The sequence below is a fragment of the Flavobacterium sp. WC2421 genome, assembly GCF_040822115.1.
Lineage (GTDB): Bacteria > Bacteroidota > Bacteroidia > Flavobacteriales > Flavobacteriaceae > Flavobacterium.
In genome coordinates, this window is sequence record NZ_CP162004.1 from 1,822,714 (window position 1) to 1,836,353 (window position 13,640).

Sequence of the window (13,640 nt, forward strand, 5' to 3'; positions counted from 1 at the left end):
ACTTACATTTGCCCTGAACAAAAATCAGGGTTTTTTTATGATTAATTTTAATGGAATTATTGTGTCCCAAGATACAAATGTGTTGATACAGAATCGTGCTTTTTTATTTGGCGATGCCGTTTTTGAAACAGTTAAAATAGTAAATTCTAAAATTCTATTTCTAGAAGATCATTATTTTAGGCTTATGGCTTCTATGCGGGTGGTAAGAATGGAGATTCCTATGAATTTCACTATGGAGTATTTTGAAGAACAAATACTTTCTTTAGCAAGTACTAATTCAGTATTAAATTCATCACGTGCAAGAATTACCGTTTATAGAAATGATGGTGGTTTTTATCTGCCACAAACCAATGAAATTTCATTTTTGATTCATACTACTTCCATTGAAAGCGCTTTGTATTCATTCGAAAAGACGAATTATGAAGTCGATTTATACAAAGATTTTTATGTGACTAAGCAATTGTTATCTTCTATAAAAACCACAAATCGCATGCTAAATACAACTGCAAGTATTTATGCTCACGAAAACGGGTTGGACAATTGCTTGTTATTAAACGATACGAAGAATGTTGTTGAAGCAATTCAGGGTAATCTTTTTATGGTTGTAGGGGACAAACTAATCACACCTCCAGTGTCAGAAGGTTGTTTGAATGGTGTTATGAGAAAGCAAATCTTAGAATTAGCTAAAAAAATTACAGGTTTAGTAGTTGTTGAAGAAGTTATTTCTCCATTTGAACTGCAAAAAGCCGATGAATTGTTTATTACTAATGTTATCAAGGGAATACAACCAATAACTAAATACCGAAAGAAAGACTTTGTTGTAAACCATTCAAAGGTATTACTGCAAAAGTTAAATGAGATTGTAAGTAGTACTTAGTTTAGGTATGGATTTTCTGGCGCATTTGACCAAATAAGGTATTCGCCTCCTAATTCCATTATTTGTTCTTTCCAAAAATGAGTTGGTGATTTACCAATAATTTTATTTTTATAGCTATTAGGTGCAATAATCCAAGAGTTTGAATTCATTTCGGATTCTAATTGATTTTCATCCCAACCTGTATATCCTAAAAAGAATCGAATATTTCCTTTATTTATTCTGCCACTATTAATAAGGTCTTTTGTTGATTCAAAATCGCCTCCCCAATATATTCCGTTAGATATTTCAATGCTATTTGGAATTAAGTCAGGAATGTTGTGAATGAAGTAAAGATTGTCTTGTTCAACTGGACCTCCATTGTAAATTTTGAATTTGGCACTAATTTCTGGAATTAAGTCGTTGATTGTGTATTTCAGCGGTTTATTGATGATAAATCCTACTGAACCTTCCTTATTATGATCAGCCAATAAAATCACAGATCTATTAAATGATAAATCTCCAATTATAGAAGGCTCAGCAATAAGAAGTTGCCCTTTTATTAATTTTTCTGAAATCATAATTTCTGTAATTTTTTTATTAAATTTAAGAAAAAAAACTAAAAAAAACCAAATTTAATCGTTTAAATACAAAAAAAAACCCTCCATCAGGAGGGTTTTTGATTATATTAGGGTGAAAACTTTAAATTAGTTTACTGCACCTTCTAATTCAGCACCAGCTTTGAATTTTACAACATTCTTAGCAGCGATTTGAATCGTTTTTCCTGTTTGAGGATTTCTACCGTCTCTTGCAGCTCTTGCTGAAACTGACCATGATCCAAAACCTACTAGAGATACTCTACCACCTTTTTTCAAAGTACCACCTACGTTTCCTAAAAATGACTCTAAAGCTAATTTTGCAGCTGCTTTTGTAATTCCTGCATCTGCAGCGATAGCATCGATTAATTCTGATTTGTTCATAATAATAGTTTTATTAATTGTTGGTTAAAAAAATTGTTAATACACAAATTTAGCAGGAAATACGTACCTCGCAAGCGTTTTCGTTGATTTTAGCACGATTTGTTAATAACTTATTTTTTTTGTTCATAAAACAGTGCTTTTTGGTGATGATTTGTAATAAAGCCCCGATTTTAGTAGCCTTAATAGGCTTTTGCTTGTTCTGAAAATGTAATTCCATTCAATAATTCTGATGTTTTCATTCTCTTTTTACCTGGAAACTGCAGATTCATAACTTGGATAAACCCTTTCTGAACTGCAATTTTCATTTCTTTCTTGGTACATATTAGACTTCCAATTTCATAAGAGTGGTCTTCAGTAGTTATTTTAGCTTCGTAAATTTTGACATTCCATTCTTCATTTTTATCCGAAAAGAAGCTCCAAGCAGCTGGATAAGGACTTAAACCTCTTATTAAATTATTGATTTCTGATGCTGATTTTGTCCAATCAATTTTACAATTTTCTTTATTTAGCTTGTAAGCGGTTTTTATATCAGATGATTCTTGTTGAATGGTGGTGGTTACCTTCCTGTTTTCAATTAAATCTAAAGTTTTAATGACCGTATCACTTCCTAAATGCATTAATCGATCGTGCAGTTGCCCAGCATTCTCCTCTGGATCAATAGCTGTCTCAGAGCTCATAATCATTGCTCCAGTGTCTATTTTGTCATCAATGAAAAAAGTAGTGACACCTGTTTTCTCCTCTCCGTTTATAATAGCCCAATTAATTGGAGCTGCGCCACGATAATTTGGTAGGAGTGAAGCGTGTAAGTTAAAAGTGCCTAGTATAGGCATTTCCCAAACAACTTTGGGTAGCATTCTAAAGGCAACGACGATTTGTAAATTTGCATTTAGATTTTTTAACTCTTGTAAAAATCCTTCATCTTTTAGATTTGTAGGTTGTAATAAAGGAAGGTTATGTTCTAAAGCGTATTCTTTTACAGCTGAATATTTTATTTTTTGTCCGCGACCTGCAGGTTTGTCCGCTGCGGTTATTACTCCTACAACAGTATAGCTATTTTTGATTATGGTGTCAAGTATTCCAACGGCAAATTCCGGAGTTCCCATAAATACAATTCGTAATTTTTCCATTATAGTTTTAAGATATATTTGTTATTAGGTTTTAATATTATTTTTTCGTTTTCCAATAGTTGCTGAATTGCAAAGATAACATCGTCTGATTTATTATTGATCCTATTTTGGATTTCTCTAGAATTTAATTCCTCATTAGTTATTATCAAAAGAATCTCTTTAGAAAGAGGTATTGTATTCGTTTTTTTATTTTTTTTGGTAATACAGTAGGAACAGATACCGCAATCCTCTGTGGTTTTTTCTCCAAAATAATTTAAAATCAATTTGCTCTTGCAAACTTTGTCTTCTTTTATGTATTTTAAAACCGATTTAAATTGCTCTTTTTTTAAGGTATTTTGATTTTCTAAATATTTAGCAACTCTATTTATAGTTCTTTCGTCTTCCCGAATTTCATTAAAAATTAAAGTGGAATCATTGTTTCTGGAATGGTAATCAATAATTCCTTTTTCTTTTAATTTTTGTAAAACAGCATAAATTTGTGTTTCAGGATGATTCGATTTTTTTGCAATTAATGGCAAGTTAAATGCCGTTTGCATCTCATAAATACCAGGATAGGTTCTTAATATTGCTAAAAGAATTTCTTCGTCATGTGGATTTAAACTGGTATAGCGAATTACTTCTTTTGAAGGAATAATGAACTGTAATGTGATTTTTTCTGAGAATTCTTGTGATAAAGTGATAACACCTTGTCTGTCTAAAAACTGCATTGCATTATATGTTTTTAGGACAGGGAACTTATATTTTAGACAAAAAGCATTTAAATTAAAAGAGAACTGCTCGTTTATTCCTTCTCCATAAGCGATTTGAAAGTAGTTGCAAAGTTTGATGTAAATGGAATTTAAAAAAGCTTTGTCGGGTAATATGTTTATAAATTGGTTTTCGGTTTGAGCTATATCAGATGGATTTGTGAGTAGTACGGCAAACGCTTTATCGCCATTTCTTCCTGAGCGACCAGCTTCCTGATAATAATTTTCTAAATTTTCGGGTAGTTGAATGTGAATTACTGTTTTTACATTGGATTTGTCAATACCCATCCCGAAGGCATTTGTTGCTACAATGACCTGAACTTCATCCTGCATCCACAGCTGCATGTTTTTATCTTTTTCTTTGGATGAAAGTCCACCATGGTAGAATGTGGCTTTAAATCCTAGATAACGCAATTGTGTTGAAATTTCTAAACAAGATTTTCTATTTCGAACATAAATGATAGAGGACTGTGGATTTTTTTTTAATATTTGTTCAATCCGAAAGAGCTTATCATCGGTTTCAAAAACCATATATGCGATATTTTTTCGAGCAAAAGATTTTTGAAATAATTTAGGATTATGCAGTCCTAATTCGGTTATGATATCCTCTTTTGCTTTGGGAGTGGCCGTAGCGGTTAGGGCTAGAAAAGGAACATTTGGGAAATGGTCTTTTAATCCGGATATTTTTAAATATGCAGGTCGAAAGTCATGTCCCCATTGTGAAACACAATGTGCTTCGTCAATAGCTATTAAATTTATGGGAAGATTTTTTATTCTGTCTAAGATCCAATCAGACTGTAAACGTTCAGGTGACAAGTAGAGGAATTTATAATTTCCAAATTGGCAATTGTCCAATAAGTCAATCATTTCATTAGATTTTATGCCGCCAGTGAGAGCTATTGCTTTAATATCTCTTTTTTGCAAGTTGGCAACTTGATCTTTCATTAATGCAATTAATGGAGAAATAACAAGGCAAATTCCTTTATTGACCATTGCGGGAATTTGAAAACAAATTGATTTACCTCCTCCAGTGGGCATTAATGCAAAGGTGTCTTGTCCACTTAAAACAGAATCTATTATTTCTTGTTGTAGTGGTCTAAAGCGATCATGCTTCCAATATTTTTGAAGAATTTGTAATGCTTCAGACATCAATTTTTGAATTTTGAATATTATGTTAACAATCCATAATTCAGAAATTAAATTACGAATTAATTAGAAATTTTGTCTAATATAAAAAGAATTCTTTTATCTACCGTTTCCTTTGGTACTTCAATAAGATTGTAACCATACCCTTGGTATGTTTCAATAAGATGATCCTGAATTAATTTTGCTTGTTCGTAGTTTTCATAACGTGCTTCGTCACTTATGTAAATCTCCTCCCAAGGCGGAAGAATGAAAATTTTTGAATAGACATGTTCTCTACAGATTGCATCAAAAGATGCGGGGTAACTGTCTCCAATATAGTGCATATAAGCCAATACATCAGGAATACCACGGTCAATGAAAACAATGTCATGTGGTTCGTTTTGTGCGTTTGTGAACTGCTTTTTTCTTCCTTCAAGAAGGAGTTCACTAAATAATAATGGTTTTTCAAGAAATAATTGTTCAATTCCTTGCTTTTTGGCCTCCAAAGTAACCTCCCTTGAAATTTCCGGATAGCAACAAAAGCCTTTTGCTTTCAATCCTTCAATTAGCGTACTTTTCCCAGTTCCTGGACCACCTATAATTACTATGATTTCTTTTTGCACTTTTTAGAAATAAGGCGCAAACTTACTTAAACTTATTGGAATTTGAAAAAATCATTATCATTAAAATTATAGTTTTTAAGAAAAATTAATAATCCATAATTCATAAATTACATTTGAAACCGTATATTTGCTTTAATTTTAATTAAAAAATGGATAAGAAGACCGAAGAATTTTATGATAGATTAAAAGTAGAGTTGGACATGAGTAATACTTGGCCCGCTTTGTACTTATTTAAATTTATTGTTCCAACTGAAAATGACAATGTTGAACGTGTAGAATTTGCTTTTGATTGCATGGGAGCGGTTATTAAAACGACAAAATCAAAAACAGGTAAATTTACCAGTATATCAGTTGATGTTCAGGTTAAAGATTCTCAAGAAATTATTGATAAATACCTAGAAGTCTCTACTATTAAAGGTATCGTTTCATTATAAATATCAAATAACAATGTGTATTGTAAACAGTTTTGTTTGCACATCTATTGTTGTATTGAAAAGCCTCAAAATAATTCACATATGAATTCAAAGTATCAAAAAGAAAATGCTAATGATGTTGTGCATCATTTAGAATATAATGCTGAAAGATCGCATTTGATTATTCCTGAATATGGACGTCATTTACAGAAACTAATTGATCAAGCTACAGCAATTGTTGATGTGGAAGAGCGCAATAAAGCAGCAAAGTATATTATTCAAGTAATGGGTAGTTTAAATCCTCATTTGCGTGATGTATTGGATTTTCAGCACAAATTATGGGATCAACTTTTTATTATGTCTGATTTTAGATTAGATGTTGAATCTCCTTACCCAATACCTTCGCGTGAAGTTTTGCAATTAAAACCGGATGTTTTAAAATACCCTCAAAATTTTCCAAAATACAGGTATTACGGTAACAATATTAAATATATGATTGATGTTGCCAATAAATGGGAAGATGGGGATATGAAAAATGCATTGGTAAAAGTCATTGCCAATCACATGAAAAAATCATATTTAAGTTGGAACAAAGATACCGTGAAAGACGATGTTATTTTTGAACATTTGTATGAGTTATCCGACGGTAAATTGAATATGCTTCAAAGTACGGAGGAACTTTTAAATACGACTGATTTATTAAGGACTAATAAGCGAATATCTAATAAAATTACTCCTGCTGGTCAACCAAAAATTCAAAGCAATAAAAATGCGAAAACAGGTAAATCAAAACCGTACATAAAAAATAATAATAACAATCAGAAATAAGATATCAAGTAGCTAAATTTGGTTTGATAATATTCATCAGCTAGATGGCAGTAGTATCTTAAATTATTTATAAAACTAATAATAATATCATATGGGAATTTTCAAAATAGAAGGAGGCATACGTTTAAAAGGAGAAATTACTCCACAAGGAGCAAAAAATGAAGCATTACAAATTTTGTGTGCTGTACTTTTGACGCCTGAAGAAGTAACTATAAACAACATTCCAGATATTATTGATATTAATAAACTTATTACGCTATTAGGTAATCTAGGAGTTAAAATTCAAAAAAACGGGGCAGGTTCTTATACTTTTCAAGCAGATGATGTGAATATTGGTTATCTGGAAACCGAAGCATTTAAGAAAGAGGGCGGTTCATTACGTGGTTCTATCATGATTGTAGGTCCACTTTTGGCTCGTTTTGGAAAAGGATATATCCCTAAACCAGGTGGAGATAAAATAGGACGTAGAAGATTAGATACTCATTTTGAAGGTTTTATTAATTTAGGAGCAAAATTTCGTTACAATCGTGAAGATCATTTTTATGGTGTTGAAGCTAAAAATGGTTTAATTGGTACAGATATGTTACTTGATGAAGCTTCAGTAACTGGAACTGCAAATATTGTAATGGCAGCAGTTTTAGCCAAAGGAAAAACAACGGTATATAATGCTGCTTGTGAACCTTATTTGCAACAACTTTGTAAGATGTTAAACTCCATGGGAGCAAAAATAACTGGAGTTGGATCTAATTTATTGTCTATTGAAGGTGTGGAAGCACTTGGTGGTTGTGAGCATAGAATTTTGCCTGATATGATTGAGATAGGAAGCTGGATTGGACTAGCTGCTATGACTAGAAGTGAAATTACAATTAAAAATGTGAGTTGGGACAATCTAGGTGTTATTCCAAATACTTTTAGAAAACTAGGAATTACATTGGAGCGTAAAGGGGATGATATTTATATTCCTGCTCATGAAGATGGATACGAAATTAAAACAGATATTGATGGTTCTATTCTTACCATTGCAGATGCGCCTTGGCCGGGATTTACTCCTGATTTATTGAGTATCGTTTTAGTAGTGGCTACTCAAGCCAAAGGAGATGTGTTAATTCATCAAAAAATGTTTGAAAGCCGTTTGTTCTTCGTGGATAAACTAATTGACATGGGAGCAAAAATCATGTTATGTGATCCGCACAGAGCAGTTGTTATGGGGCATGATTTTAAATCTCAATTGAAAGCTACAACAATGTCTTCACCAGATATTCGTGCTGGAATTTCTTTATTAATTGCAGCTCTTTCTGGTAAAGGAACTAGTACTATTCAAAATATTGAGCAAATCGATCGTGGATATGAAAGAATCGACGAACGATTGAGAGCAATCGGAGCTAATATAGTTCGTGTAGAATAAATATAACAAGTCCTATTTTAATCGTTTAAATAAATCTTTTTGCATTCATTAAAGAGATTTTATTTAAGCGATTTTTTAATTAAAAAATTAAAATGTCACACGAAGAGAAAGCATTAAAAGCTACTTATTTCAGTATTATTGGAAATACTTGTTTAGCAATAATTAAGGGCTTTGCAGGTTTTTTTGGAAATTCATATGCTTTGATTGCAGATGCAATTGAATCGACAACGGATATATTTGCTTCATTTTTAGTACTATTTGGAATTAAATATTCAAATAAGCCAGCAGATAAAAATCACCCTTATGGTCATGGTCGTGCTGAGCCTCTTGTCACTTTTTTAGTAGTTGGTTTCTTGATTACATCGGCTACTATTATTGCCTATGAAAGTATCATAAATATTCAAATAGCACATGATTTGCCTAAGTCTTGGACTTTATTTGTTTTGGGTGCCATAATTATTTGGAAAGAATATTCTTTTCGGTTGGTAATGAAAAGAAGTATTGAAACAAATAGCTCTTCATTGAAAGCAGATGCTTGGCATCATCGGTCCGATGCAATAACCTCTATAGCTGCTTTTATAGGTATATCTATTGCTTTAATTTTAGGAAAAGGATATGAATCTGCTGATGATTGGGCTGCACTTTTTGCCTCAGGTTTTATTTTATATAATAGCTATCTTATCTTTAGACCTGCCCTTGGTGAAATAATGGACGAGCATTTGAATGATGACTTAATTGAAGAAATAAGAAAAGTTTCTTCACAGGTAGAAGGTATTATTGATACAGAAAAGTGTTTTATTCGTAAGGCAGGAATGAAATACCACGTCGATCTTCATGCTATAGTTGATGGAACTATCTCAGTTAGAGAAGGACATGATTTGGCTCATAAATTAAAAGATACTTTACGAACAGAAATTCCTGAATTGGGGCATGTTTTAATTCATGTAGAGCCCCATTATCAGGTTTAGACTAATTATAGAAAAGATTGGATAGCTAGTTCGTAACTTTTTAAGCCAAAACCTAATATAACTCCTTTTGCATTTCCTGAAATATAAGATTGGTGTCTAAAACTCTCGCGTGAAAAAGTATTTGAAATATGTACCTCTACCACGGGTGTTGTTATTGCTTTAATAGCATCTCCAATTCCTATAGAGGTGTGAGTATAAGCACCTGCATTAAGTATTATTCCGTCGTAAGTAAAGCCAAATTCTTGGATTTTATCAATCAGTTCTCCTTCTATATTGCTTTGGAAATAACTGAACTCTATTGTTGGAAATTTAATTTGTAGACTAGTAAAGTATTCTTCAAAAGTTAGACTTCCATACACTTCTGGTTCACGTTTTCCTAATAAATTAAGATTCGGACCGTTGACAATACTAATTTTCATAATTTATGTTTTTGTAAAAATAAATAAACCGTTCCAATTATGAAACGGTTTTGATAAAATTAGTTTTGATTCACTTTCTAGAAAAGAAAACCAACTGATACTTGAACTACTGAGTTTTTTGTTTGAGCTTCTTTTGAGACTTCTGTAAGACCTAAAACATAACGTCCTTGTAAGAAGATGCTTTTTGTTAGATTAACTCCTAAACCACCTACTGCTGCAAATTCAAATGTTTCAGCATTACTTACATCAAAATTATTCCTTTCACTTAATAAAAAAGAAGCTTGTGGTCCAAGATCAAGACTGACAAATTTATTTAAATGAATTTTAGCCAAAACGGGAATGGATAAGTAACCTAATTCATTTTTGAACTCAGTTCCAGCATTTTTATATGTTGCTCCTTGAGTAGAATAAAGTAATTCGGGTTGTATTGAGAAACTATCCACAAGTTTAATTTCTGCTACAAGACCAGCGTGGTAACTAGTTATCGCGTCAGTTTGTATGTCTGACCCTTCGAAATTTGCATAATTAACCCCTGCTTTAATTCCGAATTTTACTAATTGTGCCTCTACGTTATTAGATAAGGCGAAGAAAAATAGCCCAATCAAAATTGATTTTTTCATAAGTTATTGTTTTAATATTAATGTCTGTTTATATCGAGCAATTTAGAACTCTTTTATGTAATAGTTATTGTAATATTATTTGTTTTTATGTCAAAATTATAAGCTTATTTTTTAAATGTGTGGCTGTTTTTTCTATATGGGCTTTCGATCTAGTATGAAAATAATGTAAGTATAAAAGTATTAAAAGTCTTATTTTGTCGTTTTTAGTCGTAACTTTTTGATTGTCAACGAGTTTAATTACTGTTGTTAACTTTTTGGTTATTAGTTATTTAACTTTGATATTCTAATTTTAAATATTAAAATCATGAAGAAAATTATTTTTACAATTCAGTGTTATTTATAATAACTAGCAATAATGCACAGGATAAAAAAGAAATGTCTTTTGGTATTAAGGCAGGTCTGAATATTGCAACAGTTACCCACGTTGATAATTCAAAAGCGTTAGTTGGATTTGAAGGAGGTGTTTTTGGTGAATTTATGATTGGCGATAAGTTTGCTATTCAGCCAGAAGTTTTATATTCTGGTCAAGGAGTAAAATCGGAAGGTATGGAGTTAAAACTGGATTATATAAACATTCCAATTTTGGCAAAATACTATGTTGCCGATTCTTTTAGCATTGAATTGGGGCCACAAGTCGGTTTTTTAATTTCTGCAAAATCGGAGGGAGTGGATGTTAAAGAATTCTTTAAAACAACGGATATTAGTGTGGATTTTGGTGCTAATTATGATATTACTAAAAATTTCATATTTGGTGTTCGTTATGATTTAGGCTTATTAAGGTTGCAAGAAAGTATAGGCCCAGGGGAAAAAGAGTCGAAAAACTCAGTGATTCAAATAGCTGTAGGGTATAAATTTTAAAATTTTAAATATTATTGAAAACCTTCCAATTTTGGAAGGTTTTTGTATTAAATAAAAGGCTTACTTTGTATTTATGAGTTGGAATAATTATATAAAAAACTTTCAATCGTATTTGAAAATTGAACGAGGACTGTCAAGTAATACGATACAGAATTATTCTTTCGATATTGAAAGACTGTGTTTGTATCTTGAAACAAACGGAATTGAAGTTTCTCCTATAAAAATTAGCGAAGAAACAATTCAGCACTTTATTTATACTATTTCTAGCGAAGTCAATGCACGTTCACAAGCGCGAATAATTTCGGGTCTTAAAAGTTTTTTTGGTTATTTAATATTTGAAGATTATCGTCTTGACAATCCTTTGGAACTTATAGAAACACCTAAAACAGGAAGGAAATTACCTGATACGTTGTCTGTAGTCGAAATTGACTCTCTAATTGGAGCTATAGATTTAGTTTCAAATGAAGGAGAGCGTAATAGAGCGATGCTAGAATTGCTTTATGGTTGTGGTCTTCGGGTGTCTGAATTGGTTGCGTTGAAAATTTCTGATTTATTTTTCGAAGAAGGATTTATCAAAATAACGGGTAAAGGCAATAAACAGCGTTTTGTTCCAATTGGTGATTTATCAAAAAAATACATTGAACTTTATAAAAACACAATTCGAATTCATATCAATATAAAAAAAGGTTTTGGAGACACTTTATTTTTGAATAGGCGAGGAAGTCAGCTCACACGGGCGATGATTTTTACAATTATTAAAGATTTGGCTTTAAAGGTAGAATTAAATAAAAAGATAAGTCCACATACCTTTCGGCATTCTTTTGCAACTCATCTATTAGAAAATGGTGCTGATTTGCGTTCTATTCAATTGATGTTAGGTCATGAATCGATTACTACAACGGAAATATATTTGCATTTAGATCGTAAATTTTTGTCGGAAGTCATTAATAATTTCCATCCCAGAAAATAGGAGTCTGAATTTCACTATTTGCTGTGTATAGACAATCTAAAAAAATTGCGGTATGATTCATATAAGTGAATCATACCGCAATTGTAATAAAAGCGTATTTTATATATTATTTAGCGATATTTACCGCTCTTGTTTCTCTAATTACAGTAACTTTTACTTGACCAGGATAAGTCATCTCTGTTTGTATTTTTTGTGAAATTTCAAAAGATAAAGTAGCTGCATTGTCATCAGAAACTTTTTCACTCTCTACTATCACACGTAATTCTCTACCCGCTTGAATGGCATAAGCATTTTTTACTCCAGTAAATCCGTAAGCTACTTCTTCTAGATCTTTTAAACGTTGAATGTAAGAGTCTAAAACTTGTCTTCTTGCTCCAGGTCTTGCTCCAGATATAGCATCACAAACTTGAATAATTGGAGATAAAAGAGATTTCATTTCTATTTCATCGTGGTGCGCACCAATTGCATTACAAACTTCTTCTTTTTCACCATATTTCTCAGCCCATTGCATTCCTAATAAGGCGTGAGGTAAGTCACTTTCTGCATCTGGTACTTTTCCAATATCATGCAATAAACCTGCTCTCTTAGCTAACTTTACGTTAAGTCCTAATTCAGCTGCCATGATTCCACAAAGCTTAGAAACTTCACGGGAGTGTTGTAGTAAGTTTTGACCATAAGAAGAACGGTATTTCATACGTCCTACTACCTTAATTAATTCAGGGTGTAAACCGTGAATTCCTAGGTCAATAACTGTACGTTTACCAACTTCAATAATTTCATCATCAATTTGTTTAGCAGTTTTAGCAACAACTTCTTCAATTCGTGCTGGGTGGATACGACCGTCTGTTACTAATTTATGCAAAGCCAAACGGGCAATCTCTCTACGTACTGGGTCAAAACAAGAAAGGATGATCGCTTCTGGTGTGTCATCTACAATGATTTCAACTCCAGTTGCAGCCTCAAGTGCTCTAATATTTCTACCTTCACGACCAATGATTCTACCTTTAACGTCATCTGACTCAATGTTAAATACAGAAACACAGTTTTCAACTGCTTCTTCAGTACCAACTCTTTGAATGGTGTTGATGATTATTTTTTTGGCTTCTTGTTGTGCAGTTAATTTTGCCTCTTCAATAGTATCTTGAATGTGTCCCATTGCTTGGCTTTTTGCTTCTGCTTTTAGACCTTCAACTAATTGACTTTTCGCTTCCTCTGCAGATAAACCAGAAATTACTTCCAGTTGTTGCAGTTGGCTTTTGTGCATTTTCTCAACTTCGGATTGCTTTTTATCTAAAACTTCAATTTTAGATGAAAATTCAGCCGATTTTGATTCGAAATCATCATTTACTTTTTTTGCTTTTGATAACTCATTAGAAATTTGAGATTCTTTGTCACGAATTCTTTTTTCTACTTCGGCTACTTTTTTATCACGAGATAAAATGACTTGTTCGTGTTCTGATTTTAATTCGATAAATTTCTCTTTGGCTTGCAGAATTTTATCTTTTTTTATGTTTTCAGCTTCTAGATTAGCGTCTTTTAAAATTGATGATGCTTCTTTTTTAGCATTTTTAATTAAATTTGAAATATTGCTCTTTTCTATGATTTTGGCTATCCCAAAACCTCCCGCAATACCTATTATTCCTGAAATAACGATCGTTAATATGTCCATGTTTGTTTAAAATTTATATATAAAAAAGCCTACATT

At 31.9% G+C, this 13,640-nt stretch carries 15 protein-coding genes; 7 read left to right on the top strand and 8 right to left on the bottom strand.

The window, feature by feature from the left end; all coding sequences use genetic code 11:
- Positions 1-37 precede the first annotated feature (37 nt).
- Positions 38-877 (top strand): aminotransferase class IV, encoded by an 840-nt coding sequence (locus AB3G33_RS07745; protein WP_367773897.1) that lies wholly within the window; start codon positions 38-40, stop codon positions 875-877.
- Here AB3G33_RS07745 and AB3G33_RS07750 read toward each other — a convergent pair.
- The 5 genes from AB3G33_RS07750 to AB3G33_RS07770 all read right to left on the bottom strand — a co-directional run bounded on the left by AB3G33_RS07750 (position 874) and on the right by AB3G33_RS07770 (position 5,454).
- Positions 874-1,434, bottom strand: a complete 561-nt coding sequence (locus tag AB3G33_RS07750; protein WP_367757604.1) for a YqgE/AlgH family protein — start codon at positions 1,432-1,434, stop codon at positions 874-876. The genes AB3G33_RS07745 and AB3G33_RS07750 overlap by 4 nt on opposite strands.
- Positions 1,435-1,560: 126 nt before the next feature.
- A complete protein-coding gene (locus AB3G33_RS07755; RefSeq protein ID WP_073017033.1) occupies positions 1,561-1,833 on the bottom strand; it encodes an HU family DNA-binding protein in 273 nt (90 codons plus the stop codon).
- Between the two features lie 179 nt (positions 1,834-2,012).
- Positions 2,013-2,960 carry a methionyl-tRNA formyltransferase gene (gene fmt / locus AB3G33_RS07760; RefSeq protein ID WP_367773900.1) on the bottom strand — a complete coding sequence of 316 codons (948 nt, stop codon included), beginning with the start codon at positions 2,958-2,960 and terminating at the stop codon, positions 2,013-2,015.
- The gene (locus AB3G33_RS07765; protein WP_367773902.1) at positions 2,960-4,855 is read right to left on the bottom strand and encodes a RecQ family ATP-dependent DNA helicase; all 1,896 of its coding nucleotides are present in this window, start codon (positions 4,853-4,855) and stop codon (positions 2,960-2,962) included. Before AB3G33_RS07765 ends, fmt begins: the two co-directional genes overlap by 1 nt.
- Before the next feature lie 59 nt (positions 4,856-4,914).
- The gene (locus tag AB3G33_RS07770) at positions 4,915-5,454 is read right to left on the bottom strand and encodes an AAA family ATPase (protein WP_367757611.1); all 540 of its coding nucleotides are present in this window, start codon (positions 5,452-5,454) and stop codon (positions 4,915-4,917) included.
- Between the two features lie 149 nt (positions 5,455-5,603).
- Here AB3G33_RS07770 and AB3G33_RS07775 point away from each other — a divergent pair, with 149 nt between their 5' ends.
- The 4 genes from AB3G33_RS07775 to AB3G33_RS07790 all read left to right on the top strand — a co-directional run bounded on the left by AB3G33_RS07775 (position 5,604) and on the right by AB3G33_RS07790 (position 9,068).
- A complete protein-coding gene (locus tag AB3G33_RS07775) occupies positions 5,604-5,888 on the top strand; it encodes a DUF493 family protein (RefSeq protein WP_367757613.1) in 285 nt (94 codons plus the stop codon).
- An 81-nt stretch (positions 5,889-5,969) separates the two neighbouring features.
- Positions 5,970-6,695 (top strand): DUF4290 domain-containing protein, encoded by a 726-nt coding sequence (locus AB3G33_RS07780; protein WP_367757615.1) that lies wholly within the window; start codon positions 5,970-5,972, stop codon positions 6,693-6,695.
- 91 nt (positions 6,696-6,786) lie between these two features.
- A complete protein-coding gene (gene murA / locus AB3G33_RS07785) occupies positions 6,787-8,100 on the top strand; it encodes a UDP-N-acetylglucosamine 1-carboxyvinyltransferase (RefSeq protein ID WP_367757617.1) in 1,314 nt (437 codons plus the stop codon).
- Between the two features lie 92 nt (positions 8,101-8,192).
- A complete protein-coding gene (locus AB3G33_RS07790; RefSeq protein ID WP_367773904.1) occupies positions 8,193-9,068 on the top strand; it encodes a cation diffusion facilitator family transporter in 876 nt (291 codons plus the stop codon).
- 5 nt (positions 9,069-9,073) lie between these two features.
- Here AB3G33_RS07790 and aroQ read toward each other — a convergent pair whose 3' ends face one another.
- Both aroQ and AB3G33_RS07800 read right to left on the bottom strand, forming a co-directional pair.
- Positions 9,074-9,487 carry a type II 3-dehydroquinate dehydratase gene (gene aroQ / locus AB3G33_RS07795; protein WP_367757621.1) on the bottom strand — a complete coding sequence of 138 codons (414 nt, stop codon included), beginning with the start codon at positions 9,485-9,487 and terminating at the stop codon, positions 9,074-9,076.
- 77 nt (positions 9,488-9,564) lie between these two features.
- Positions 9,565-10,107, bottom strand: a complete 543-nt coding sequence (locus tag AB3G33_RS07800; protein ID WP_367757623.1) for a porin family protein — start codon at positions 10,105-10,107, stop codon at positions 9,565-9,567.
- A gap of 330 nt (positions 10,108-10,437) precedes the next feature.
- Between AB3G33_RS07800 and AB3G33_RS07805 the strand changes: the two genes are divergently transcribed.
- Complete coding sequence (locus AB3G33_RS07805) at positions 10,438-10,965, top strand: porin family protein (protein WP_367773906.1); 528 nt, start codon at positions 10,438-10,440, stop codon at positions 10,963-10,965.
- Positions 10,966-11,038: 73 nt separating this feature from the next.
- On the top strand, positions 11,039-11,935 hold the full coding sequence (xerA, locus tag AB3G33_RS07810) for a site-specific tyrosine recombinase/integron integrase (RefSeq protein WP_367773908.1): 897 nt from the start codon (positions 11,039-11,041) through the stop codon (positions 11,933-11,935).
- 106 nt (positions 11,936-12,041) lie between these two features.
- Here xerA and rny read toward each other — a convergent pair whose 3' ends face one another.
- A complete protein-coding gene (gene rny / locus AB3G33_RS07815) occupies positions 12,042-13,604 on the bottom strand; it encodes a ribonuclease Y (RefSeq protein WP_367773911.1) in 1,563 nt (520 codons plus the stop codon).
- Positions 13,605-13,640 lie beyond the last annotated feature (36 nt).